Source organism: Algoriphagus aurantiacus, from assembly GCF_035156405.1.
Classification (GTDB): Bacteria; Bacteroidota; Bacteroidia; order Cytophagales; family Cyclobacteriaceae; genus Algoriphagus; species Algoriphagus aurantiacus.
The window spans coordinates 273378-297998 of the sequence record NZ_JAXRUT010000004.1; the positions used below are offsets into that span (position 1 = coordinate 273378).

A 24621-nucleotide genomic window follows, 5' to 3' on the forward strand; every position below is an offset into this window, starting at 1 on the left:
GTTTTATAGTGATACTGCAGAGAGTATGGACATCGGAGGCACTTCTTTTTTATCTCTTAGCCCTACCTTCCACATGCCGTATACATCTACCGCAAAGACACCAAATTCCTCCACGACTTTGCCTTGGACTTTGTAGAACCCCTTGCCTTGAAATGGGAACCGTTTCAGAGAATTGGGAAAATGGACTGTGTCCAGCCAGTCACCTTTGGTATCGAGAAAGGTTCCAAAAGCCATGTGCTCTCGATTGATCGTACGCACATCTTTGGTGGTGACAAGTTGGCCGAGCATTTCCACATTCTTGCCCAGCAAGCCCGGTAACTGATGTGCCAGAGCCATTCCTTTGCCGTCGTTGGCTGCAAGCCGGAACATGTCCGTAAGCGCAAAACCGAGCACGTTGATCTCATCAATTGCATCTTCGAGCGGGTAATCTGGAAAATCTGGAAGGGTAAAATCCATTGGAGGTTCCTTGAAAAGAGCAGGGGAATCCGGAATGGCTGCCAGATATTTTTGGGCGAAATTGGCTTTCCAAAGCAGTTTTTTCTTGCCCAATCCCGTGAATCCAAAAGCCCCCACGCTGATCAAAATATTCAATTGCTCTGGTCCTGCATGGGTGCGTTCAATGAAGTCTTCTAGGCTTAGGTAATTTCCATTTGTCTCCCTTTCCTGCAGGATCAAATCACAAAGCTTTTTCTCCAGCTGCTGTACATGGATCATGCCCACGAAAACTTCTCCTCCACGGATGTTGGTCAGATATTCACTCCGGTTTACACAAGGTGGGTTTACCTTAGCTCCGGTGCGCTTTAGCTCATGGAAATAGAATTCCGTGGCATAAAACCCCCCGAAATTATTGATCACTGCCACCATAAACTCCATGGGGAAATAGGTCTTTAGGTAGAGGCTCTGATAGCTTTCCACCGCAAAAGATGCTGAATGTGCCTTGGAAAAGGAATATCCTCCAAAGGATTCCATCTGCCGCCATACTTCTGCGCTGACAGTCTCTTCATGGCCTAACTCCTTGCAGTTTTTGAAGAAATTTTCCCTGATTTCATTAAAACGATTGTGTGATCTATACTTGCCGGACATGGCCCGGCGTAGAATGTCCGCTTCACCCATATCCAATCCCGCAAAGTGATGGGCCACTTTGATTACATCTTCCTGATAGACCATCACACCGAAAGTTTCCTCTAGCAGTTCTTTCATCTTGGGATGGAGGTAGACGATCTTCCCAGGGTCATGAAAACGCTCAATGTACTGCTTCATCATGCCCGACTGTGCCACACCGGGACGGATGATGGAACTTGCTGCCACCAGCGTGAGGTAATCGTCACATTTCAGCTTGGTGAGTAGCTGTCGCATCGCCGGGCTTTCGATGTAAAAACAGCCAATCGTATCTGCTTTTCTGATCTGCTCGGCCACCTTAGGGTCGCTCATGAACTGCTCCACCCGATGAATGTCAATGTCAACTCCACGGTTCTGCTTCACGAGTCGGATCGCGTCTTTGATGTGACCCAATCCACGTTGACTGAGGATGTCAAGCTTGAAGAGCCCGATTTTCTCTGCCAAAAACATATCTATTTGAGCGGTGCAAAATCCTTTCGGCGGCAATTCATTTACCGTGTACTGGTAGATAGGCTTTTCGGAAATCAGCATGCCACCGGGGTGAATAGAAAGATGGTTCGGGAAATTCTCCAGCATCCCACCGTATTTCAGAATGGTACGCTGGATTTTATCCTCATTCATCGGCTGATCCTTGCCTCTCACGAGTTGATCAATTTCTTCTTTTGGCAGTCCAAAAACCTTTCCCAACTCACGGATCACAGCTCTCCGCTGAAAGGTGCTGTACATGCCCAGCAGTGAAACATGATCTTTGCCGTAACGCTTGAAAATATAATCAATCACCTCATCCCGGTCTTTCCAGGAGAAATCAATATCAAAATCCGGAGGGGAAGTTCGGTGGGGATTGAGAAAGCGCTCGAAATACAAGTCGAGTTTGATGGGGTCCACATCAGTGATTTTTAGACAATAGGCCACAATGGAATTGGCACCGCTTCCCCTGCCGACGTAGTAGAAGCCACGGTTTTGGGCATAGCGGATCACGTCCCATACGATGAGAAAGTACGCGTTGAAATTCAGGTCATTGATAATTTTCAGCTCTTTGATTACTCGGGCTTTGGCCGTAGGATTAGTACCATAGCGGTATTTCAAGCCTTCCAGAGCAAGTTTTTCCAACAAAATCCGATCATCTTCCGCGCTGACGCTGTAGTGCTTTTTGTTTTTGTCGGTGTTGAGCTCGGTCTTGATCTCACAGGAATCGATCAGCTGTAGCGTGTTACTGATCATTCCGGGAAAATTCCGAAAAGAACTCATCAGGGCGGCTTCCGAAACGAATATTTCATCCGGCGAAGCAAAGTCCCCTTCCACCAGTTTACTGATGAGTGTATTCTTAGCTATGGCACGTAGCAGGCGATGTACATTGAAGAAGGTTTTGTTCTGGAAAGTCACCGGATGCCGGATGGTCCATTTCTTCGGTGCAGCTTCTACTTCCTGCTTTTTCACACGATTCAGCTCGCTTGCCAATACACCGATAAATTCATATTCTTTTAGATCCTGCGCAGCAAAACTTCCAAAAGGATAGACAATCAGTACCTCAGAAAAGCAATCAGGCCGCTCGGGAAAGGGCAATTCCTCCTGCAAATGCAGCGAGAGAAAGCGGTTGATTTCGAGTATACCCGTGTCATTTTTCGCCAGTAAGATATAGCAGAACCTATCTTCGTTTTGGATTTCAGTTCCGACAATGGGTTTGATTTTCTTGTCTCTACAGAAATCCACGAAATCCCACATATCAGCAGTGCTGTTGATATTGGTGAGGCCAAGAGAAGCTAGTCCAAGCTCTGCAGCGGCGTCCACGAGGTCTTGGGTGCTGTAGGTGCCATAGCGGTAGCTGAACCAGGTTTTACAATTGATAAACATCTTAGGCGCGGGTTAGGGTGATGGCTCGGGTCAGGCTTTTTTCGCCGTAGCGGTTTTTGATCCAATCGATAGCTTGGTAGAGACTTACGCCTTCCTCAGTGTCGTGGAAAAGATCGATCTGCTGATGTCCCTGGACGAGATGACTGACTTTCACACCGATCAAACGCACGAGCATTCTCTTTTCATAGAGCTTCGCAAACAATTCCTTGGCCCGCACGAGCAACACCTCGTCCGAACTGGTGTAGGAAATGATAGACTGACGGCTGACTGTGTCGAAATTTGCATAGCGAAGCTTCACTGTGATACATCCGCAGAGTTTATGCTTTTGACGAAGTTCAAAGCCGACTTTCTCTGTCATCCGTACCAATTGACTGTTGAGAAAGGCCATGTCGATGGTGTCCGATTCAAAGGTGTTTTCGGTTCCGATGCTCTTTTGCTCGGTGTAGGGAATGACCGGAGACTCATCGATTCCGTTGGCTTTTCGTGAGAGATCAATGCCTGATTTTCCCAGGAGGTTTTGCATCATCCGGGGAGGAATCTCACTGAGTAGCCTGATGTTTTCTACTCCCATCCGCTCCAGCAATGCGGATGTTTTTTCACCCACGCCTGGCATCCTTCGAATGGGGAGTGGGGCGAGGTAGCCTTTTTCTCCACCAAAGGCAATGGTGGTCTGTCCGTTGGGTTTGGCATCATGAGTAGCGACTTTGGATACCAGTTTGTTTACTGCCAAGGCACAGGAAATCGGCAGACCCGATTGCTTATAGATCTTTTCCCGTAATTCTTTGGTGAATTTTTCACAGCCAAAAAATCGATCCATCCCTGTCATATCGATGTAAAACTCATCAATGGAAGCTTTCTCCATCACCGGCACCTGCTCTTGGAGCGCCTCAGTAATCAGGCGTGAATGCTGGCTGTAGCTATCATGGTCTCCTTTGATGTAAAATGCCGAAGGGCAGAGCCTTCGCGCCAACTTCATCGGCATAGCAGAATGCACCCCAAATTTTCGGGCTTCGTAACTGCACGAAGCCACCACCCCCCGGTCGGAGCTCCCGCCGATGATGACGGGTTTGCCTTTGAGGGCATCGTTTTTCAACCGCTCCACAGACACAAAAAACGTGTCCAAATCCAAATGCACGATATGCCTTTCCATTTCTCAGGTTATTCTCTATATTTGATATTATTAGTATCAATTTATTGTCATTAATTCTATCGAATAAAAATGAGAAGTCAAAGCTTTTTCTGGGCGGCCAATCTGAAATTTCTCAGAAAGCGACGCAAATTGAGTCAGGATATGCTGGCCGAAAATCTTGGCATGAGCCGAGCCAAGCTGAATTCGCATGAAAATGGGCATAGCAAGTCGCCGGCGATTGAGGATTTGCTGCTTTGTGCGGATTACTTCAGGATGAGTGTGGATACGCTGCTGCGGGTGGATCTGTCAAAACTCAGCGAATTGAAAATCTGTGATCTGGAAGCTGGGAATGATGTATTTCTGAGCGGCTCGAAAGTCAGGATTCTAGCCACCACCGTGAGTTCAAGTAATGAGGATAATATCGAACTCGTACCGATCAAAGCCAAGGCTGGATATTTGGGAGGCTTCGGGGATCCGGAGTATTTGAGTACACTGCCTGTTTTCAATCTGCCAAATCTGTCAAAAGACAAAAAGTACCGCATGTTTCAAACCGAAGGTGACAGCATGCTGCCGATTGCGGATGGGGCTTATGTGATTGGCTCGTATCTATCCGAATGGAGGCTCGCCAAAGAAACTCCCTGCGTGGTAGTGACGGCAAGCGAAGGGATCAGTTTTAAAATGCTAAGTTTTCAGGCCGAGGGAAGAAACTTTTTGCTGCGCTCACTAAATCCTGTTTATACACCTTACACAGTTCCTGCGGAAGAGATTCGGGAGATCTGGAAGTTTGAATATTATATGAGTGACGAGTTTCCACTGGAACCATTGACGCTTCAGCAGGTCGGAATTGAGATCTCGGAGATCAACAGGAAGTTGGGATTGCTGCAAGGACGGGATGATTTGTAGTGATTTCTCTCCCGCGAAGGCGCAACGGCACGGCGATTATATATGGGGAAATGTCTTCTTACTAGTTATGTCTCCCGCAAGAGGCGCAAATTCTATTGATAATAGTAAGGAACTGTTTTTTTAACCGCAGTGAACGCAGAGGTTTTCGCAGAGTGCGCAGTTTGCAGGGATCCTGCATGTATTTTTAATTGTATGTTATCCTGCGTCTACAGAAGCTGAATCTACTATACTTTCATAGCCTTGGGGAGGGAATTGGCCTTAATCACTGTTTCGGTATGGAAGTCTGGAGACTGCATTTAGATGGGGAGAAGTTATGAAAACCAGAGGCCTCATTTTTAGCAGGGACTTTATTTTTCAAAACGGGTAATAACAGACGAATTATTCACTTTAAATTTCCCTAGTTTTGGTAGGCTAAGCAGAACTAAAGAGGCATACCTTCGGTTTGAATTGAAACTTATAGACATTCAGCTCTCTGGGTTTCTCACTTAAATCAGTCGCTACTATTCACCATAGTATTTAATTTTTACATCGCTGTTTTGAATAAATCATTTTCCTCCCAATCACTCCTTATCACTGGGATTATCTTGGTCTCGATCAATTTGCGCACATCGATTGCGTCGGTTGGGCCATTGATCCCGTTTATCCGCGAGGATTTGGGTTTGTCCAATGGTCTGGCAGGATTTCTCACCACGCTTCCTTTGCTGACATTTGCTACTTTTTCACTTTTTGCTCCCAGCATAGGAAAGCGATTGGGAATGGGAAGAGCAGTGTTCTTGGGAGTTGCCATTCTTGCAACAGGCGTGATTCTCCGTGTGTTGGGAGGAATTGAGTTGCTGCTCTTTGGTACAGCACTTACCGGAATAGGTATAGTGATCGCCAATGTGCTGCTAATTCCTTTGATCAAAGTTAGATTACCTGAGAAGTTGGGTTTGATGACAGCATTGCTTGCGACGATGATGTCACTGTTTGCTGCAATTGCAGTAGGGGTGAGTGTGCCAATTGCAGTAGATTGGGATTTCGGATGGAGGGGATCTTTGGCATTCTGGGCTGTCTTTATGGTATTGGCGATGATCATATGGATTCCTCAGCTACAGCGGCCCAAGGCAAGTATTCATGAGGTCACTGATCCTGCAAAGAATGTTTGGCGATCCAAATTGGCCTGGCAGATTACCATTTTCATGGGATGTCAGTCAGTGATGTATTTTACGATGGTGACCTGGCTGCCCGATATGCTGATTTTTCGTGGTTGGACTCCAGTCCAGGCTGGGGTTGTGACTTCCATGATGCAGGTAGTTTCTCTGCTGGGATCTTATTTTGCACCCAATTTATTGATCAAACTCAGGGAGCAAAGCGGTGTGGTATTGACCGTGGGTATTGCTTATGTAGTAGGCTATCTGGGATTATTTATAGAGAATGAGTTCGTAACCTACGCTTCCCTGGGAATTGTGGGACTCTGTATGGGGTCGAGTTTGAGCATCGCTTATATACTGATTGCGCTGCGTACCGCTGAGGATCAGACTACTGCCAAGCTCTCTGCCATGGTGCAGTCTTCCGGGTATTATTTGGCAGCTTTGGGGCCATTACTTTTTGGTGTGTCGCTGGATCTTTTTGACAACTGGAATGTCCTGATTTTCTTCTTGTTATTCTTTGCTTTGGCGTTTACCTTTTTCGGTATGTCGGCAGGCAGGGATCGTAAAATCTAATTCCAAATATTATTTCGCTCTCAGGGGAATAGGGTGTAGTTTTGCGCTCAAATTAAGCCCTTGTTTGCTATGCAAGAATTCCTTCAATCTCTAGGCGTTTCTGAACAATTATTCGATTACCTGATCATGCCCTTGCTTATCTTCTGTGCGAGAGTGGGTGATGTGTCTATCAACACCCTGAGGATCATGTTTATGATGAATGGGAAAAAGAATATTGCTCCGGTTTTAGGCTTTTTCGAAGCCTTGATTTGGCTGCTCGCTATTGGTCAGATTTTTCAAAACATAGATAATCCGCTATCCTACGTAGCCTATGCAGGCGGATTTGGTACAGGGACTTATGTGGGGATGTATTTTGAGGAGAAATTGGCTTTTGGTAGAGTGCTGGTTCGTGTAATTACGCCACAGCCACTTCCTGAATTGATCGAGTACATGAAGGCCCGTGATTTTCGATTTACAAATGTCGGGGGAGAAGGAAGGTTTGGAAAGGTGAATCTGCTTTTCACAGTGATGAAAAGAGATAGTCTAACTGACTTTATTGCGACAGTCAAAAGCATTGACGAGAAAGCATTCTACACCATTGAGAGTGTGAAGCGTGTGTCTGAGGATGAAGTTAATGTGATGGACGATAAGCCAAGATTCAACATGAGTTTCTTCAGCAAAGCCCGTACTTAATGGCCAATTCTTGGTTTCAGTTTCAGCAGTTTCGAGTCAATCAGGATAGATGTGCGATGAAAATCAGCACGGATGCTGTAATGCTTGGAGGGTTGGCTGAGGCTACTTCACCGCGAGAAATTTTAGATGTGGGTACAGGCACGGGAGTGATTGCTTTGATGCTTGCTCAGCGATTTCCAGAAGCAAACATCCAGGGAGTGGAGATAGATCCACTTGCTGCTTCTCAGGCTTTGGATAATTTTCGGTCCAATGCATTTTCGGAGCGCATGCAACTTTGGGAAGGCAGGTTTCAAGACTTCGAAACTCAGAAGAAATATGACCTGATCGTAAGCAATCCGCCTTATTTTCCTGATCATTTGAAATCACCTGACTTGCAGCGCAATTTGGCTTTGCATACAGACGAGCTCTCCTTCCAGGATTTATTGGAAAAAGTGGTTCAGCTTTTAAAAGAGGATGGGCAGTTTTGGATTATTCTTCCACCAAGACAAATGCAGGATTTCCAGAAACAGGTGGAAAAGCATGGATTGTTTCTTGGTACCAAATTCACGCTGCAAGACAAGCCTGGAAAGCGAGTGCTAAGGGATATTTGTGCTTTTTCCAGAAATCAATCTGAAGTCAAAGTCACCGAGATTTTTATCAAAAATGAAGATGGAATGCCTCATGATACGTACGCTAGTCTAGTCTCAGATTTTCTGCTGGGTTTCAAAGCTTAAAGTATTCGTATTTCTTCTCTGAAGCTAATTCCATGACTTTTTAGCGCAGCCAAAATCGGATCATAAATCTCTGGAAGCACTGGAACGTGGAGGCCTTTTAAGTCGATTTTTCCATCTAGAAATAAATCAACAGCAATTGCTAGCGGAAGTCCCACCGTTTTTGCCATGGCGGTGTTGGTGACATCTTCACCAAAGCATACCAGACTTGATCGGATTTCTTTGATGCTTTCTGCAGATTTGATTTCGAAAAGATGCTGCATTACGATCATATCTTTGTCTTCTGGGTAAAGCCTCCAGTTTTTCTCCAGGATTGCTTGCAGAATAACAGCAGGAGAGCCCTTCGTCTGTGGTAGCAAGTCGTTCCCGAAAAATCCCAGCCATTGGATTTTCTCCCAGGTCGGGAAATCAAAATCAGGGATCAAATTGCCGATTTTTTCCTCCACTGAAAGTGCTGGATCGTAAGGTAAAAATGAATTTAAAAACTGTCTTAGCGTAGTGTCTTCAGGTAGATTCATCTGAAAACTATCATCACACATCCCCAGTTGCACGAATACATTCCAGGCTTTGCAAAAGCCTGCCCTCCGTAGAGTCCCCCGCAACATGGTTCTGATATTCTCCAATCCATACACCCGCCTGTAGCTGAGCGAATCCCGGTTGGGATAGCCGTCAAAGTCTCCCAATCCTGGAAGTTGAACGGTTTCAAGACGATTGAAAAGCTGATGATAAGGGACAAATTTTAAATCACCTTGTTCTATGTAGCGGGAAGTTCCCTGACCTGCGAGCACCACGTTTCTTGGGTTCCAGGTGAATTTGTATTTCCAGGGATTATCTTCAGACTCCGGAGCGAGAAGTCCCCCACAATAGGATTTGAAAGAGATGATTTCTTCGCCTTTTGACTTCGCCAAGTTTATGATCTGCATGGCAGACATGTGGTCTATTCCCGGATCCAATCCGCATTCATTCAGGAAAAACAGTCCTTTTGCTTCGATTTCCGGCTTCATTTCACACATTTCCCCAGATTCATAAGAAGCAGAGAAAAAATGAACTCCAAAATGCAGACAATCTTTTGCCACCAATGGATGCATAAAAGCAGGCAGCATAGAAATCACCACATCGGCTTCTCTGATAAGTGACTGCCGGGACTCCACATCTTCAATATCCAGTTGGCGGGCTTGGGTATTTGCCTGATTTTTAAGCTTTTTGGTTGCGGAATCCAGATCAATGTCCGCCAAGATTAATTGACGGTCTTTTGATTGGCAGCTTTTTGCCAAAAAATCGATCAGGAAGATAGCGGATTTCCCACCGCCTAAAATCAGAATTGTATGCATGGAATAGTAAATTATCCGGACTAAAATGGAGAATTAATTTTAGGGTAAAAAATTGAGGTGGGAATAATAAAAGGAACAAATTCTTACCTTAATCGTTAGGAAAACTCCAATTAGAGAAAGATGAGCAAGAAAATAAAAATTGAAGCTGAGTTTGAGGAGCTTGGGTGGGAGGAACTGAATGTGGAAGAACAGCAGCTGATGATGAGGGCGAGAAAAGTATCTGAAAAAGCTTATGCGCCATATTCTGACTTTCATGTAGGAGCTGCTGTCCGGCTCGAGTCCGGCGAGATTCTTCAGTCCAGCAATCAGGAAAATGTGAGTTTTCCGGTGGGTGTTTGTGCCGAACGATTGGTGCTTGGATATGCGGGAGCCAATTTTCCGGATCTTGCAGTGAAGGAAATTGCAATTGTAGCACGTAGAAAAGGAGAGGAGATTTGGGCAGGAGTTTCGCCATGTGGGCTGTGTCGTCAGACGATCAACGAAATGGAAATGCGATTTAATCGACCCATTACCATTCTAATCCAAAATCCGAATGGAAGTGTACTTCGATTCGAAGGGATTCAAACGCTTTTGCCTTTTAAGTTTGACGATTTGAACGCGTAGTGTTTTGAAGAAAAGTATCACTTTCCAATATCAAGCGCAATACGCTGTCTCACATGAGCCTACTTTTCAAGAGAAGGAGATCTGGTTAGTGTTGCATGGGTATGGACAATTAGCGGAGTTTTTTCTCAGAAAATTTCAGGGTTTTGATTCACCAGATCGGCTTTTTATCGCACCTGAAGCCACGAATTACAACTATCTCGATGGTTTTGCAGGTAGAGTTGGCGCGAATTGGATGACTAGGCATGAACGCGAAATAGCCATTCAAAACAATCATAAGTACTTGGATCTGTTAATGGACAATCTACTCTCCCAGTATAAAGAAATACCAAAAATCAATGTGTTGGGTTTTTCTCAGGGTGCGGCCACAGCCACACGTTGGGGAAGTAGATGGACAGGTGAAGTGAGTCAGTTGGTGCTTTGGGCTGGAGGTTTTGCCGAGGATTTGATTTTGGAAGATGCGAGAGAGAAATTTTTGAAGACAAAACTCACCTTGGTTCTGGGAGATAAGGATGAATTTGTGACTCCGGAAAGCATTGAGAAACAGCAAGATTTGATTAAAAGACTGGGCAAGGGAGTGAAAAAACTGACTTTTCAAGGCGTACATGAGATTGATGTTAAAATGCTTTCAAAAATTCTTGATTCAAGTGAGTAAATCCAACTATATTGGTGACTCAATTGCTTAATTAATAATAGAATTTGATCAGAATTCGACTTTCACTATTTTTCTGAAAATTTTGTAAACCATCAATGCTTTCGCTTACTGAAAAGGAGATAGACTATATCTCAACACAACTACTCAAAGGAATGATCTGTTTCTATCAGATCGACAAGAAAAGAATTCATCAGATGCCGGATGATGAGGATTATTATAATTATGATCTCACTGAGGCAGAAGAAGATGTACTGGATGAAATTGAAGAAAACCCGGATAATTATGCCGAGTTTACCCAGATGGAGCCTTCTCAAGAGCATCAGATGATGCAGGACTTTATTGATCGCCGTGTCAAAGAAAAAAACCTTGCCGAGGATCTGGTAAGCTCACTGACCAAGCCAAAAGCCAACACAGCATTTAAGTTTTTGATAGAAGACTCTAAATACAAAAAGGAATGGGCAGAGTTCCGCAAAGAAAAGTATTACGACTGGATTAAGGAACAAGTTGATAGTTTCAACTATACTGAAGAATAAAGAATAGCTGTCCAGTTTTGGGCGGCTATTTTTTTGGTTTTAACCGCGGTGGACGCGGAGGTTTTCGCAGAGGACGCAGTTTAGGTATAATTGCAAGTGAAGTCGAAATGTTATTTCACGAATACCCTTTTCTCTCTGTGTTATTCTGCTTCTCCAGAAGCTGAATTTGATTTGCACTTTTATCTCTCTGGAGGAAGTTTTTAATAAATGTTTTGATAAGGCAGTTCTGATATTAACCGCAGTGAGGGCGGTTGTCCTGCTAAGGGATCAATCCAATTACATAAGCTATTTACCTCTTGCAAAAAAAAACTCCGCCCCTGTATTTTAATTCGGGCAGTGTCATCAAATTTTTTAGTTTAAACTATTCTTTTAACCAAAACAATTTTATTATGAAAAACAAAATGAAAGCATTCGGTCTCAGTTTGGGGATTATGGCTATGGCATTTGGATTATCCCTAAGTAACCCTCCTGTTGCTAAAGCCAATGTCCCTGTTGGATCCTGTTATATGCATATGGCTAGATGCAATGGCGGTAAAATGTCATTAGATAATTGCAGGACACGCAGTACTGCAGAAACATGTAGAGGGGCTAGTTGCTCAACATGCTAATAATTGATTTCTAAACGCCAATCAAATTTATTTGATTGGCGTTTTTACTAAATTAAAAAATGCATAAAATACTGATACCTGCTTTCTATATATTCCTCTTACTTTCTTGTACTAGTAACAAAGAAGCGGCTGAGGATTTGAATCTTAAAGAGATTGATTTAATTTCAGATAATCTACTAATTACCAAAATATTGCCTTTGGCTACAACTCAATCTAATCTACTAGGGCCATTTTTGAATGTCAAATACACTAGGGAACATATATGGGTTCTTGATAAAGATAATAGCGACGCTATTCATGGATTTAATTGGAAAGGTGAGTCTATTGGATACGTAGCAGAGAGAGGCGAAGCGCCAGGGCAGTTATTAGGTTTATTGGATTTTTCACTTAAAGGAGAGCAGATTTTGGCACTTTCTAATTCTGGCGATGAGATTGAAATTTCTAGCTTTTCTACTGATAACAACATGTTATCACAGGTTCGTATCCCCTTTAATTGTTTTACTTTTTGGGAAAATGAAGCAGGTGGATATTGGTTGTATTCTGGTTATAATAGTGTGTCTGGTGAATACAGGCTATTGTCAACAGACTCCCAAGGGGAGATTGTGGAGAAATACCTTAAAAATGATTTTAATGACAAAATGATACCCCTAAGCGAATCCTCTTTCTTCCATGGAAGCCAAGAGACTTTATTTAGAGAGTCTTTTAAACAAGAAATTTATAGTATAACAGAAAATGGTCTTGATTTAAAATATCAATTTGATTTTTCTGAGCTTAAAGTTCCTGAGTCATACTGGGAAATGGATGCTATCCCAGGATTTGAAATGATTGATCGGAATGGCTTTGCGAACATTGAATTCGTAGCAGAAAATAGTCAATTTGTAATTTTTGATATTTTTCTTCAAAAAGAAGGTGTGATTTGGAAGGAATTTGTAATCCAAAATAAGGACTCAAAAGAAGCTCGAAAAATAAAAGTAAATACAGAAATAAATGGTCATTTAATGACTCCAATAGGTTTGGAAAATGATACTATATTATTTATTAGCTATGCGCCGTACCTAGTTCAAAATAAACAAAATTTGAATCTTTCTCAGGAAGCTCTATCAGTAATTGATACCATTAATGAAGATGATAATCCAGCAATCTTTTATGCTAAAATTCCTAACCTATAATACCCTATTTTTTCTTGTTCTGATGGTTTCTCTAAGTTGCACAAATTCTGGAAATCATCAGGAGGAGTATATTCCTATACTTCATACAGATCGTGTGAAGGTAATTAGAGTTCCTGAAACTAAACGAGAGACACCTAATTCATCCAGCAGGTATCAAGTAGTTACTTATACCACGGGTGTTGGAAAGTGGTCATTCTTACAGTATCCCTGGGAGGAGAGTCATATGGATCATCCAGAATTTGAATATATTTTTTATTATGCAGGAAAAGATACTTCTGGATTGAAAGAATGGATGTCATCAAGTCAATTCCCATACCCTATTTTATTCGATAGTGAAGGGGAGTTTAAAAAAGCAAATATTAGAGATAATTCGTTAACAAGTATTTCTTTTGTAGTGAAGGACGGCGATATCATAGAGTTTTCAAATCCTTCTCTCAAAAATTTTGATGAAGTGCTCACCGCATTGTATGATGAAAACTAGATTTCTCTAGACTTAAATTTTAGATTTTTTTATCTTCCTACTGGGAGAGATTCCATCAATATTTCATATTTTAATTGGATGCAAGATAGCTCTGATTTTTTGATCCGAAATACACTTGAGCCGGGTGATCTTGGGCAGGTCGCTGCCTTGCATGGGAAAGTGTATTCAGAAGAGCATGATTTTGGGTTGGGATTCGAAGCCTACGTAATGGAAAGCTTACTGGAATTCTATCGTGCATATGATCTGAAAAAGGATCGTGTGTGGGTGGTAGAAAGTGAAGGCAAATTGATAGGCTTTGTATTACTCATGCATCGCCCAGCTAACCGCGCACAGTTGAGGTATTTTATCTTAGCGAAAGAATTTCGTGGACGTGGAATTGGAAGCAGGTTGATGAAAGAGTGGATGGAGTTTTACAGAGCTTCTAATTATGATGCAGCCTATTTGTATACTACCTCAGGGTTAGATGCGGCCGTTAGTTTGTATGAAAAAATGGGCTTCAAAAAGATCAGCGAAATGAAATCGATGAATTTTGGAATGCCCATGCTGGAACAGTATTATGAGTTAATCACTCATCCGAAAAAGTAGGCTTCGACTTATATCGTGTCATGAAAAATTTGTAAGTGGTTAGTAGTTTCCTTAAACCACTAACCGCTTACATCAACTACTACCTACACTTCTCTATGATCTTCAAAGTCTCCGTTATTTTAGTCTCCAGAAGATCGAATTGCTGATTTTTGATCCAGTCTTTTTTGAAGAGTTGAGATCCCATTCCTACACAATATACGCCTGCGTCAAACCATTCTTTCAGGTTTTCTTCAGTGGGTTCCACCCCGCCAGTTGGCATGATATGCAAATCCGGATATACTGACTTGGCGGCTGCAACAAATGCAGATCCTACGACATTTCCCGGAAAAGCCTTTACCAAATTTGCTCCAAGTTTTTTTGCTTTGAAAATCTCAGTCATAGTCGCACATCCGGGAATCCAAGAAACTTCCTTGGAATTGCAGTAGACAGCCAGTTCGGGTATCAAAGCCGGAGAAACGATAAAATCTGCCCCGGCTTCTACAAATGCATTTGCATCTTCAGTTGTGAAAATAGTGCCAATGCCCATGACCATATCCGGATATTTTCCCGCAGCATAAGTGTATAGCTCTTTGAAAATATCCAGGGAGTTGGTCGCCCGATTTGTGAATTCAAAAACTCGAATTCCTGCTTTGTAAGAGGCGTCAAGTACGCCCTTTGCTACTTCAATATCTTCATGATTGAAAACAGGGATCATCCCTGTGTCACTCATGGCTTGTAGCATTTCATTGTTTGAAAATTTCATATGTTTATAATAGTTTTTCAATGGTCATACCTGCCTACCGGCAGGCAGGTGGAATCTCGCAGAGTTTAAAATTATTCTAGTGTGTGCCACTTGAGTCATGCTCGATTTCATACTTATTTTTAGCGTAAAAGTTTACCAACATTTTTTCCTTCTACCAGCTGATTTACCTCATCAATGGAGACGAAATTTGCATCTCCTGGAATAGAATGCTTTAATACCGAGGCAGCAACCGCAAAGTCCAAGGCGTTCTGGTCATCTAAATGGAGTAAGCCATAAATCAGTCCGGCCATATAGGCATCTCCACCTCCGATTCTGTCTACGATATGAGTCATTTCGTAGGTTTTGGATTCGAGCAGAGATTCATTATTCCAAAGGACGCCATTAAGATTGTTTTCCGAAGCACTAATAGAATCACGGTGTGTTGTAGAAACATACTGCAGGTTTGGGCACAAGGTTTTTGCTTTTTCGCAGGCTTGCAAATAATCTGCTTCCTTGATTCCCATGCAGTTTTCGAAGTCTGTCAATCCAGCAATGATCAAGTGTGATGGCTCTATCAATTCGGGCATGATATCCATCGGGCCTTTTCCATATTGCCATAGATTTCTGCGGTAATTGATGTCGGCACTGATTTTTACCCCAAGTTTAGAAGCTGCTTCTACAGCGGATTTGCAAAGGTCAGCAGCGGATTGGGAAATGGCCGGAGTAATTCCCGTCCAGTGAAACCAGTCCGCACCTTCAAATATTTTTTCCCAATCAAAATCTTTCACGTTCACTTTTGCAAATGCAGAATCAAAGCGATCATAGATGATTTTTGATGAGCGCTGCATAGCCCCGTTTTCGACAAAGTAAACCCCCATTCTTCCTTCATTAAATCGAATAGAAGAAGTGTCAACTCCCGAAAATCTAAGTGTGTTTACAGCTGCTTGTCCGATTTCGTGGTCTGGAAATGAAGTCACATGTGCAGCAGATAACCCCCAATAGGCAAGAGAAACAGCCACATTTGCTTCAGCACCGCCATAGTTGACTTCGTAGGATTGTGTATTTACAAAGCGCTCATGCCCAGGAGTGGAAAGGCGGAGCATGATTTCGCCAAGCGTGATTATTCTTTTATTCATCGATAGGATGTTTTACTATTTTGGATTTATCGAAAAATTGGAATGACAATTTTTATTCCTTTTGATCTTAATGATTAGACAATAATAAATGCCATTTATTGGTTTACCAATAAATCCAATTCAATACTTTGCCAAAAACGAAATTATTCTCCTTAAAAATTGCTGAGAGTTTAACGACAGAAGTGGATTTCTTTGGGTTTTACCATGCCCCTTCAGAATATTTTTCTAATTTTGCCCCAATTTGGACTTAAGCAAAATTTTCCCATTCCCATCAATCTCCCTCTCTAATGCCTAAAGATAGCAGTATAAAGCACGTTCTCATCATTGGTTCAGGTCCCATCGTTATTGGTCAAGCTTGCGAATTTGATTACGCAGGTTCCCAAGCTTCCAGGTCTCTTCGTGAAGAAGGCATCACTGTGACGCTGATCAATTCCAATCCTGCAACGATCATGACCGATCCGGTCACAGCAGATAATGTGTATTTGCTTCCTTTGGAAAAGAAATCCATTGTAAAAATCCTTAAAGATCATCCAGATATCGATTCCGTCCTACCTACTATGGGTGGGCAGACTGCATTGAATCTTGCTATAGACTGTGAAAAAGGCGGTGTATGGGCAAAATACGGTGTTAATATGATCGGTGTAGATATCGATGCGATTGATACGGCCGAAAACCGTGAAAAATTCAAAGCACTGATGGAAAAAATCGGTGTTGGAGTTTGCAAAGGTTCTACTGCCACCTCTTTTCTTCAGGGAAAAGAAATAGCCCAAGAAATAGGGTTTCCATTGATCATCAGAGCTTCTTATACACTAGGTGGCGCAGGTGGAGCATTTGTAGAAACTGCTCAAGAATTTGAACAAGCACTGTCTGCAGGCCTGCAAGCCTCTCCTGTACATGAAGTATTGATCGAGCAAAGTATCCTCGGCTGGAAAGAATATGAGCTGGAGGTAATGCGTGATAATATCGGTAACATGATTGTGATCTGTTCGATTGAGAACTTTGATCCGATGGGTGTGCATACGGGGGATTCTATCACGGTAGCACCGGCGATGACCTTGCCTGACACCACGTATCAGCGCATGAGGAATTATGCCATCACGATGATGAACAGCATCGGGAATTTTGCAGGAGGATGTAATGTGCAGTTCTCGGTCAGCCCTGATAATTCAGAAATTATCGGAATCGAGATCAATCCACGCGTTTCCCGATCTTCAGCTTTGGCATCTAAAGCAACTGGTTATCCAATTGCAAAGGTTGCAGCTAAGCTGGCTGTAGGTTACAACTTGGATGAGTTGAAAAACTCAATTACCGGGACAACTTCAGCATTTTTTGAGCCATCAATAGATTATGTGATTGTTAAGGTGCCTCGTTGGAACTTTGATAAATTCAAGGGTGCTGACAGAAGATTAGGACTATCGATGAAGTCGGTGGGTGAAGTAATGGGAATCGGAAGAAACTTCCAGGAAGCGCTTCAGAAAGCCTGTCAATCACTTGAGATTAAGAGAAATGGACTTGGAGCAGATGGCAAAGAATTGCGTAATCAGGATGAGATTTTGTATTCCTTGGCTAATCCTAGCTGGAACAGACTTTTCCATATCTATGATGCATTCAAACTCGGGATCTCCTTCCGTACGATCCAGGATTTGACCAAGATCGACAAGTGGTTCTTGAAGCAAATAGAGGAGTTGATTCATCTGGAAAAAGAAATTGAGAAATTTAAACTTGATACAATTCCTGTTGAGCTGATGGATCTTGCAAAGCGTAAAGGCTATGCGGACCGTCAAATCGCACACTTGTTAGACTGCTTAGAAAGCGAAGTTTTCGATAAGCGCTACAAGGAGATGGGAATCAAGCGTGTGTATAAATTGGTTGATACCTGCGCAGCAGAATTTGAGGCCAAAACACCTTATTACTACTCTTCATTTGGCTCTGAAAATGAATCTGTAAAATCAGATCGTAAAAAAGTGGTAGTTCTTGGCTCCGGTCCAAACCGTGTAGGCCAAGGAATCGAGTTTGATTATTCCTGTGTCCATGGAGTTTTGGCAGCCAAAGAATGCGGCTACGAGACCATCATGATCAACTGTAACCCAGAGACGGTTTCCACGGACTTTGATATCGCAGATAAGTTATATTTTGAGCCGGTATTCTGGGAGCATATTTACGAGATTATCCTTCACGAGCAGCCTGAAGGTGTAATTGTTCAGCTGGGTGGTCAGACTGCATTGAAGCTCGCTGAGAAGCTCGAGAAATACGGAATCAAAATTATTGGAACCAGCTTTGAAGCCCTGGATCTAGCAGAAGATAGAGGAAGATTCTCTTCTCTTTTGAAAGATCTCAATGTCCCTTATCCTGAGTTTGGTACCATTCACAATACTGACGAAGCGCTAGAGCTTTGCAAGACGATTGGTTTTCCGCTGTTGGTGCGTCCTAGCTATGTGTTGGGTGGTCAAGGGATGAAGATTGTGATCAACGAGAAGGAACTTGAACAACATGTCGTGGATGTCTTAAGAGACATTCCGAATAATGAGATATTGCTGGATCACTTCTTAGAGGGAGCTATCGAAGCAGAAGCTGATGCGATTTGTGATGGGGAGAATGTGTATATCATCGGAATCATGCAGCACATCGAACCGGCGGGAATTCACTCCGGTGATTCTTACGCAGTGCTTCCTCCCTATAATCTGGGAGATTTGGTGATTCGTCAGATTGAAATCTACACAGAGAAAATAGCATTGGCACTTAGAACTGTCGGTTTGATCAATATTCAGTTTGCGATCAAAAATGACAAAGTCTATATCATCGAAGCAAATCCTAGAGCTTCTCGCACGGTACCATTTATTTGCAAAGCGTACAGAGAACCTTATGTAAACTATGCCGTAAAGGTGATGTTAGGGGAGAAAAAAGTGACTGATTTTGAATTCAAACCTTACAAGAAAGGTTATGCTATCAAAGAACCAGTTTTCTCTTTCCATAAATTCCCGAAAGTAAATAAAGAATTGGGTCCTGAAATGAAATCTACCGGTGAAGCGATTTACTTTATCGATGATCTGATGGATGATTATTTCTTGAAAATCTACGCAGAGAGAAATCTGTATTTGAGTAGATAATTTCGAACCAAAAAAAAGAGCCGATGGGCGGATTATTAAAATTTGTAGTTATCCTTTTAGGGATTGGCTGGCTTCTTGGCCAGCTAATCCGTTATTTTCTTAGAAGCAAACTGGCAAAGTTTGCGCAACAGGTGAATGAAGTTGCCAAGGAGGAGCAACGTGCCCAGCGGCATGCTTCTACGCCAAAGGATGAAGTAGTCGTGGACTATATGCCTAAACAACAGAAAGAAAAGATCAACAAGGATATCAAAGGCGGAGAATACGTCGATTACGAAGAAGTGAAGGAATAATCCTTCACTTTTTTATTTCCTTATAAACCACGAAGAGCACAAAGTTTCGCGAAGTTGATGTTTATGAAAAATATAGTAAAGCTGGACTATTAAACCCTGATGGTGGGTCGCATGCTCATTTTTCCATCTTGCACCAAAAAACCTTAAATCCACTTTGGGTTTTAGTACCGATCAAAAAGTCTTCTCCACCGTCTTTTACCCCCAATTTTTTCTTCAGTACTTCTGAGCCTGTGGCGTAATTTCGAGTGATTACATTCACCTTTCCTGAAGGGAATAGTTTTTTAATTTCGGCTTTCTTCGGCTGTACTTCTTGTATGACTTGGAATATTCTAGCCGGGATTTCTTTCGGAACTTCAGATGAAGTATATAAGTGGGTATTTGGGTCTAGTTTGGCCAGACTATACCGCTTTCCAAAAATCTTAAATGCACCTGCCTTTAATACTGCCGAAAATGGCTCAATCAAATACTTTTCTACTTTCCCGAACTTTGAGGTAATTCCTTCTTCCTCGCTTGGATCAAATAAGAAGTTAGTTTCTTTGATCCCTAAATCAATTGCTTCGATTGACAAAGTGGAGGCGACTGGGTTTTTGCTCCAGTGTAAAAGCAACTCTTTCACTTCGTTTCTCACAGATATCACCTGTACTTTCTGGATATCCGGGAGCTCTGAGATTGCTTGGGATATGTCGAGCATGGGTGATACTTTCAACAAAATCGAGTCGGCTTTGCTTTTCATCATTTCCCATGAGCTGACCACGTCAGGCTCGCAATCTTCCAGTTTGTATAGCTTTTGGTTTCCTTTTCCTCTTCGTGCAGGATCAGCATAGATCAGATCAAAATGCTGTTTTGTCTGAGCTAAAAACTCTAGCCCGTCACCTTTTACTCTGGTGAATTTAGATGGAGCAAGAATTTCCAAATTATGGGTTGCAATTTCAGCTAACTCCTCTTGCTGTTCGCAGTAAATGGCTTTTTCGAAATTCTTACTCAGAAAATAACTATCCACTCCAAAACCGCCTGTGAGATCTATCATCAGTTTCCCATTTCTATCTCTAGCCTTGAATTCAGCAGTTTGCTCTGATGAACTTTGTTCCAAAGAAATAGAAGCTGGGAAAATCAATTGTGGATTGGAAGACCAAGAAGGTAGTTTTTTGGCTGCTTTTTGTCGTGTAGAGATCTGCTGCACAGCCGCTTTTAGGTCAAAATCGGTTTTGCCCTGATGCCTAAATAGCAAAAGTGCAGGATCTTCCGTAAGATGATCCTGCACAAATTGTTGGAAGTCTGCCCGGTGATATTGGGTCAAATCCATTAAATCAAACCGTTTTCGAGCGCGTATTCAGCGATTTGCACGGCGTTGGTTGCGGCACCTTTTCTAAGGTTATCTGCCACAATCCACATATTTAGCGTATTTGCCTGAGATTCATCTCTTCTCAAGCGGCCTACGAATACCTCGTCTTTCTTATGCGCAGTGATTGGCATTGGGTAAATGAAATTGGCGGGATCATCCTGAACGATTACACCAGGAGCAGCCGCAAGTAGCTCACGCACCTCTGCCAAATCAAAGTCTTCTTTGAACTCCACATTTACCGCCTCAGAGTGACCACCCATAGTTGGGATTCTCACTGTGGTCGCAGTCACTTGTATGGCATTGTCACTGAAGATTTTCTTAGTCTCGTTGATCATTTTCATTTCCTCCTTCGTGTAGCCGTTAGCTTGGAACACATCGATATGAGGAAGTACGTTCATGTCAATTTTGTGCGGATAGACCATTTCGGCTTTTTCTCCTGCACGCTCAGCCATCATCTGATCCACCGCTGCTTTGCCAGTACCCGTCACTGACTGGTAAGTGGACACTACAACTCTTTTGATGCCGTAGCGCTGGCGCAAAGGCTCTAGAGCCAAGACCATCTGTATCGTAGAGCAATTAGGATTGGCGATTATCTTATCTTCCTTGGTCAGTTCTTTTGCGTTGATTTCCGGTACGATCAGTTTTTTGGTCGGATCCATTCTCCAAGCCGAAGAATTATCAATAACGATAGTGCCTACCTCAGCAAACTTTGGAGCCCATTCTATGGAAGTGCTTCCGCCAGCCGAAAATATCGCTACTTCAGGTTTCAATGAAACCGCCTCCGCAAGTCCAATAACAGTGTAGGGTTTACCCTTATATTCAATCTGTTTACCTACAGACCGCTCACTGGCGACTAATAGAAGTTCGTCAAAAGGGAAATTGTGCTCCGCGAGCACCTCTAGGATTTCTGAGCCTACCAAGCCGGTAGCTCCTACCACTGCTAATTTCATGTGTTTATAATTTGATTTTCAAAGGCCACATGGAATCTCGCATGCATTCTAATCATCCCAGTGTGTGGAACTTGAGTCATGCTCGATTTCATCTGTTAATAATTTGTTTCCAAAGGTCAGATGGAATCTCGCCCAATTTAAAATCATCCCTGTGTTTGATGATTGAATCACGCTCGATTTCATCAGATTTAAAGTAGTTGTTGAAAATTTTTGAAGCACAAAAGTAAGGGCTATCAATTCATTTTCAGGCCTGTCGCTCAAATATTTTGAGCAAATCTCAAGAAAAATCAACAAAAAATATAGTTTGAGATGTTTTGATTATTATATTTAGGCTAGACTTTTTATCTGACTAGCGCATGCTTGGCTTATTTTTTATTTGGCAATTGATCTATTTCTCTGTTTTAGTACAGAGTGACTCACAGGCTGAGTTTAGTAATCAGGTTCAAACTTTTGAAGGTGAATTTAATATACAGAGCTATCCAAATGAGTTTTTGCCTGGCTGGTATGCAAATGAGCTCAGAGGTACTTCCTCCCGCATTTATCAGGCAAATAGTGTGGGTAAGAATGGCAGCAAAGCTTTGGCTGTTCAGCCTATTTCTACATTTAATGGGGAAGTTAATATTCGGCTTTCTCCCCAAGGACTCAACGATCCAAAGGTAAGATTTTGGGCCAGATCAGTTAGAAACGGCTCCGGCAGCAGATCTGCCGAGGTTTTTTACAGTTGGGGTATGGACTTGGATGGAAATTATTCTGAGCGAGAAATCTTAGATGGAGCAAATGAATTTGCAAATGAGGATCAGGAGTTCAGGCTGTTTGAGTTAGTCTTGCCAGATGTTTTTTCTGAAAGTGCAGAAGTTTTTCTCCGTCTGGAAATACGCTACGGTTCAGGTGTAGGAAGTTGTGCCAAATGGCTGATGGATGATTTTGAGTTTGGAGAATTTGTAGAAGACAAAACCCCTCCAAAGGTGAAACGTGTTCGCGGTTTTGATTCAAATCAAGTAGAAATTCAATTCAATGAAGCAATAGACCCTATCTTTTCGGAGTTTCTTATCAATTATAAGTTGAATGAGCTAGAGCCGATAGAAGCTAAGCTCACGACTGATTCTTTGGTGTATTTGAGCTTTGAAGAAAAGCTTGAGATAGGTAAAAGCTATGACATGGAGATTTTACAAATCCCTGATCTAGAAGGAAACTTCCTGCAGGACACCGTCATTTCCTTTCAGTTTTTTGACCCGACCTATATCCCTCCCAAGACCTTGGTGATCAATGAAATCATGCCTGCACCCAAAGCTGATTTGGATCTTCCAAATGTGGAATATGTTGAGATCTATCAGGCTGGAGAATATGCTGTACGACTTGAGGGAGTTTCTTTGTCAAATTCCAGATCCACCGTGAATCTCCAAGATGAATGGATTCTTCCTGGAGAGATTATACTTTTGGTACCTGAAAATCAAGCTTCTCTTCTGGCCGAATATGGGAAGGTGATTCCTGTTAAGAGTTGGCCTACACTTTTGAATTCAGGTGATCAGCTAAGTCTGAAAGATGATCAGGGAAAGCTGATTGATATGGTGTCGTATTCTACAAGTAGCTGGGGAGGGAGTGAATTTGCCAGTGGAGGATACAGCCTGGAAGTTGCAAATCCCTTTTACGCATGCGAGCAATCGGATTTGCTTAGTCCATCGATTGATCCGCTTAGAGGTTCGCCCGGCAGACAAAATTCGATTTTTGATTTATCTCCAGATGAAAATCTACCAGTTCTGAATTCTTTTGAATTCACTTCTTCGAAAAGTCTCTTAGTAACATTTTCCAAACCAATTCTAGCTGATTTTGATAAATCAAACTTTGTGTTTGAGCCAAGTTTGGAAATTGATTCCATCGCAAATACAAGTTCCAAGCAAATATCTCTTCACTTTTCGGAGGAAGTCACGCCCAATAAAATTTACAGTTTGGACATTAAAGATTTGACAGATTGCTCTGGGAATAGCTTTCTCCAATCTGAGTCTTTACAACTTGTTTTGCCAGTTCAGGCCAAAATTGGGGACGTGTTGATTAATGAACTTTTGTTCAATCCTAAAACAGGCTCGCCGAAGTTTGTAGAATTGATCAATGTGACGGATAATTACCTTGAAGTCAAAGACTGGAAACTGGCGAATCTTGATGACGTGGGAGAAGTAGATCAAGTAAAACAACTCAGTGAAAACTCCATCATTATTCCACCGAAAGGATTTGTGGCAATCACGACCAACCCGGATATGTTAAAGCTTGATTTTCCTAAATCGGCATTTGGGGAGTTTGTCAAAATCGTAACGCTTCCAAGCTATCCAATTGCTGGCGGTACTGTGGTTTTATTGGATTCTGCAGAGGCTGTTGCGGAGTCATTTACTTATTCTGAAGATCTTCATCATCCGCTTTTGAGAGATCCTAAGGGCGTTTCGCTAGAGCGACTTTCAAGGGAGTCACCAGCCACATTACCTGCTAACTGGCATTCGGCATCTTCAATGGAGGAGTATGCGACTCCAGGTAGAAGAAATTCTCAAGTGATCGATGGAGAATTCGAAGGAGAGTTGATTCAAATCGATCCAGCCATTTTTGATCCTGAAGGAAGCAATGGAAATACCTTTACTACTTTCCGATATGAACTTGGTCAAAGCGGATGGATCGGAAGTTTTAGGGTTTATTCCACCTCGGGTCAGTTGATTCAAGTGCTAGCGCAAAATGAACTACTAGGCGCATCAGGATTATTTACTTGGACAGGAACGGATAGTCAGGGAAAGATAGTAAGGCCAGGATACTACATACTTTTAGTAGAACTATACGACTTGTCTGGTCAGGTTAAGACGATTCGTAAGACTGTAATTATTGCTTCTAAACTTTAACCTGAAATATGCATTAGCTAATCTACTGCGGGTTTAAGTTGCTTTATAATCAGTCGTTTTGCTGCTGTTTTCGAATTCTCCATAGCGGGGCTATGCCTCATTCTCCAAACAGCCTAATTCTCTTGCAACTTGAACCCTTCCCGAAAAGAA

At 42.4% G+C, this 24621-nt stretch carries 20 protein-coding genes; 13 read left to right on the plus strand and 7 right to left on the minus strand.

What is annotated here, in order from left to right; genetic code table 11:
- Positions 1 to 3: 3 nt before the first annotated feature.
- Together SYJ56_RS06410 and dinB are read right to left on the minus strand one after the other, a co-directional pair.
- A complete protein-coding gene (locus SYJ56_RS06410; RefSeq protein WP_323832810.1) occupies positions 4 to 2970 on the minus strand; it encodes a DNA polymerase III subunit alpha in 2967 nt (988 codons plus the stop codon).
- 1 nt (position 2971) lies between these two features.
- Positions 2972 to 4120, minus strand: a complete 1149-nt coding sequence (gene dinB / locus SYJ56_RS06415; RefSeq protein WP_323832811.1) for a DNA polymerase IV — start codon at positions 4118 to 4120, stop codon at positions 2972 to 2974.
- Between the two features lie 69 nt (positions 4121 to 4189).
- Here dinB and SYJ56_RS06420 point away from each other — a divergent pair, with 69 nt between their 5' ends.
- From SYJ56_RS06420 to SYJ56_RS06435, 4 genes are all read left to right on the plus strand, one after another.
- On the plus strand, positions 4190 to 5002 hold the full coding sequence (locus SYJ56_RS06420) for an XRE family transcriptional regulator (RefSeq protein WP_323832812.1): 813 nt from the start codon (positions 4190 to 4192) through the stop codon (positions 5000 to 5002).
- 536 nt (positions 5003 to 5538) lie between these two features.
- A complete protein-coding gene (locus tag SYJ56_RS06425; RefSeq protein ID WP_323832813.1) occupies positions 5539 to 6705 on the plus strand; it encodes a CynX/NimT family MFS transporter in 1167 nt (388 codons plus the stop codon).
- 69 nt (positions 6706 to 6774) lie between these two features.
- Entirely contained in the window at positions 6775 to 7377 is a 603-nt protein-coding gene (locus SYJ56_RS06430; RefSeq protein WP_323832814.1) for a DUF2179 domain-containing protein, read from the plus strand.
- A complete protein-coding gene (locus tag SYJ56_RS06435) occupies positions 7377 to 8090 on the plus strand; it encodes a tRNA1(Val) (adenine(37)-N6)-methyltransferase (protein ID WP_323832815.1) in 714 nt (237 codons plus the stop codon). The genes SYJ56_RS06430 and SYJ56_RS06435 overlap by 1 nt, the downstream gene beginning before the upstream one ends.
- Here the strand turns inward: SYJ56_RS06435 and SYJ56_RS06440 are convergent.
- Positions 8087 to 9418, minus strand: coding sequence for a saccharopine dehydrogenase family protein (locus tag SYJ56_RS06440; RefSeq protein WP_323832816.1), 1332 nt, complete (start codon positions 9416 to 9418; stop codon positions 8087 to 8089). The two genes, SYJ56_RS06435 and SYJ56_RS06440, sit on opposite strands and share 4 nt — an antisense overlap.
- A gap of 120 nt (positions 9419 to 9538) precedes the next feature.
- Here SYJ56_RS06440 and SYJ56_RS06445 point away from each other — a divergent pair, with 120 nt between their 5' ends.
- The 6 genes from SYJ56_RS06445 (at position 9539) to SYJ56_RS06470 (ending at position 14049) form a co-directional block, all read left to right on the plus strand.
- On the plus strand, positions 9539 to 10021 hold the full coding sequence (locus SYJ56_RS06445; protein WP_323832817.1) for a cytidine deaminase: 483 nt from the start codon (positions 9539 to 9541) through the stop codon (positions 10019 to 10021).
- A gap of 4 nt (positions 10022 to 10025) precedes the next feature.
- Positions 10026 to 10673 carry an alpha/beta hydrolase gene (locus tag SYJ56_RS06450; protein WP_323832818.1) on the plus strand — a complete coding sequence of 216 codons (648 nt, stop codon included), beginning with the start codon at positions 10026 to 10028 and terminating at the stop codon, positions 10671 to 10673.
- Positions 10674 to 10768: 95 nt separating this feature from the next.
- Entirely contained in the window at positions 10769 to 11206 is a 438-nt protein-coding gene (locus SYJ56_RS06455; RefSeq protein WP_323832819.1) for a UPF0158 family protein, read from the plus strand.
- A 667-nt stretch (positions 11207 to 11873) separates the two neighbouring features.
- Entirely contained in the window at positions 11874 to 12983 is a 1110-nt protein-coding gene (locus tag SYJ56_RS06460; protein WP_323832820.1) for a 6-bladed beta-propeller, read from the plus strand.
- The gene (locus SYJ56_RS06465) at positions 12961 to 13464 is read left to right on the plus strand and encodes a hypothetical protein (RefSeq protein ID WP_323832821.1); all 504 of its coding nucleotides are present in this window, start codon (positions 12961 to 12963) and stop codon (positions 13462 to 13464) included. The genes SYJ56_RS06460 and SYJ56_RS06465 overlap by 23 nt, the downstream gene beginning before the upstream one ends.
- A 78-nt stretch (positions 13465 to 13542) precedes the next feature.
- On the plus strand, positions 13543 to 14049 hold the full coding sequence (locus tag SYJ56_RS06470; protein WP_323832822.1) for a GNAT family N-acetyltransferase: 507 nt from the start codon (positions 13543 to 13545) through the stop codon (positions 14047 to 14049).
- A gap of 79 nt (positions 14050 to 14128) precedes the next feature.
- On the opposite strand, the gene SYJ56_RS06475 is transcribed toward SYJ56_RS06470, so the two are convergent.
- Entirely contained in the window at positions 14129 to 14791 is a 663-nt protein-coding gene (locus tag SYJ56_RS06475; protein ID WP_323832823.1) for a bifunctional 4-hydroxy-2-oxoglutarate aldolase/2-dehydro-3-deoxy-phosphogluconate aldolase, read from the minus strand.
- 119 nt (positions 14792 to 14910) lie between these two features.
- On the minus strand, positions 14911 to 15906 hold the full coding sequence (locus SYJ56_RS06480) for a sugar kinase (protein WP_323832824.1): 996 nt from the start codon (positions 15904 to 15906) through the stop codon (positions 14911 to 14913).
- A gap of 287 nt (positions 15907 to 16193) precedes the next feature.
- Between SYJ56_RS06480 and carB the strand changes: the two genes are divergently transcribed.
- Together carB and SYJ56_RS06490 are read left to right on the plus strand one after the other, a co-directional pair.
- Positions 16194 to 19013, plus strand: a complete 2820-nt coding sequence (carB, locus tag SYJ56_RS06485; protein ID WP_323832825.1) for a carbamoyl-phosphate synthase large subunit — start codon at positions 16194 to 16196, stop codon at positions 19011 to 19013.
- A gap of 23 nt (positions 19014 to 19036) precedes the next feature.
- A complete protein-coding gene (locus SYJ56_RS06490; protein WP_323832826.1) occupies positions 19037 to 19303 on the plus strand; it encodes a DUF4834 family protein in 267 nt (88 codons plus the stop codon).
- A 115-nt stretch (positions 19304 to 19418) separates the two neighbouring features.
- Here SYJ56_RS06490 and SYJ56_RS06495 read toward each other — a convergent pair whose 3' ends face one another.
- Positions 19419 to 20606, minus strand: a complete 1188-nt coding sequence (locus SYJ56_RS06495) for a class I SAM-dependent methyltransferase (RefSeq protein ID WP_323832827.1) — start codon at positions 20604 to 20606, stop codon at positions 19419 to 19421.
- A complete protein-coding gene (locus SYJ56_RS06500) occupies positions 20606 to 21595 on the minus strand; it encodes an aspartate-semialdehyde dehydrogenase (RefSeq protein ID WP_323832828.1) in 990 nt (329 codons plus the stop codon). Before SYJ56_RS06500 ends, SYJ56_RS06495 begins: the two co-directional genes overlap by 1 nt.
- A 356-nt stretch (positions 21596 to 21951) precedes the next feature.
- On the opposite strand from SYJ56_RS06500, the gene SYJ56_RS06505 reads away from it, so the two are divergent.
- Positions 21952 to 24471: a lamin tail domain-containing protein gene (locus SYJ56_RS06505; RefSeq protein WP_323832829.1), complete on the plus strand. Its 2520-nt coding sequence runs from the start codon at positions 21952 to 21954 to the stop codon at positions 24469 to 24471.
- Positions 24472 to 24621 lie beyond the last annotated feature (150 nt).

What these genes read in the sequence shown, in the direction of transcription:
- SYJ56_RS06410 (WP_323832810.1), bottom strand. Translation starts at nt 2,970, where the DNA reads ATGTTTATCAATTGTAAAACCTGGTTCAGCTACCGCTATGGCACCTAC.
- dinB (WP_323832811.1), bottom strand. Translation starts at nt 4,120, where the DNA reads ATGGAAAGGCATATCGTGCATTTGGATTTGGACACGTTTTTTGTGTCT.
- SYJ56_RS06420 (WP_323832812.1), top strand. Translation starts at nt 4,190, where the DNA reads ATGAGAAGTCAAAGCTTTTTCTGGGCGGCCAATCTGAAATTTCTCAGA.
- SYJ56_RS06430 (WP_323832814.1), top strand. Translation starts at nt 6,775, where the DNA reads ATGCAAGAATTCCTTCAATCTCTAGGCGTTTCTGAACAATTATTCGAT.
- SYJ56_RS06435 (WP_323832815.1), top strand. Translation starts at nt 7,377, where the DNA reads ATGGCCAATTCTTGGTTTCAGTTTCAGCAGTTTCGAGTCAATCAGGAT.
- SYJ56_RS06440 (WP_323832816.1), bottom strand. Translation starts at nt 9,418, where the DNA reads ATGCATACAATTCTGATTTTAGGCGGTGGGAAATCCGCTATCTTCCTG.
- SYJ56_RS06445 (WP_323832817.1), top strand. Translation starts at nt 9,539, where the DNA reads ATGAGCAAGAAAATAAAAATTGAAGCTGAGTTTGAGGAGCTTGGGTGG.
- SYJ56_RS06455 (WP_323832819.1), top strand. Translation starts at nt 10,769, where the DNA reads ATGCTTTCGCTTACTGAAAAGGAGATAGACTATATCTCAACACAACTA.
- SYJ56_RS06460 (WP_323832820.1), top strand. Translation starts at nt 11,874, where the DNA reads ATGCATAAAATACTGATACCTGCTTTCTATATATTCCTCTTACTTTCT.
- SYJ56_RS06465 (WP_323832821.1), top strand. Translation starts at nt 12,961, where the DNA reads ATGCTAAAATTCCTAACCTATAATACCCTATTTTTTCTTGTTCTGATG.
- SYJ56_RS06470 (WP_323832822.1), top strand. Translation starts at nt 13,543, where the DNA reads ATGCAAGATAGCTCTGATTTTTTGATCCGAAATACACTTGAGCCGGGT.
- SYJ56_RS06475 (WP_323832823.1), bottom strand. Translation starts at nt 14,791, where the DNA reads ATGAAATTTTCAAACAATGAAATGCTACAAGCCATGAGTGACACAGGG.
- SYJ56_RS06480 (WP_323832824.1), bottom strand. Translation starts at nt 15,906, where the DNA reads ATGAATAAAAGAATAATCACGCTTGGCGAAATCATGCTCCGCCTTTCC.
- carB (WP_323832825.1), top strand. Translation starts at nt 16,194, where the DNA reads ATGCCTAAAGATAGCAGTATAAAGCACGTTCTCATCATTGGTTCAGGT.
- SYJ56_RS06490 (WP_323832826.1), top strand. Translation starts at nt 19,037, where the DNA reads ATGGGCGGATTATTAAAATTTGTAGTTATCCTTTTAGGGATTGGCTGG.
- SYJ56_RS06495 (WP_323832827.1), bottom strand. Translation starts at nt 20,606, where the DNA reads ATGGATTTGACCCAATATCACCGGGCAGACTTCCAACAATTTGTGCAG.
- SYJ56_RS06500 (WP_323832828.1), bottom strand. Translation starts at nt 21,595, where the DNA reads ATGAAATTAGCAGTGGTAGGAGCTACCGGCTTGGTAGGCTCAGAAATC.
- SYJ56_RS06505 (WP_323832829.1), top strand. Translation starts at nt 21,952, where the DNA reads ATGCTTGGCTTATTTTTTATTTGGCAATTGATCTATTTCTCTGTTTTA.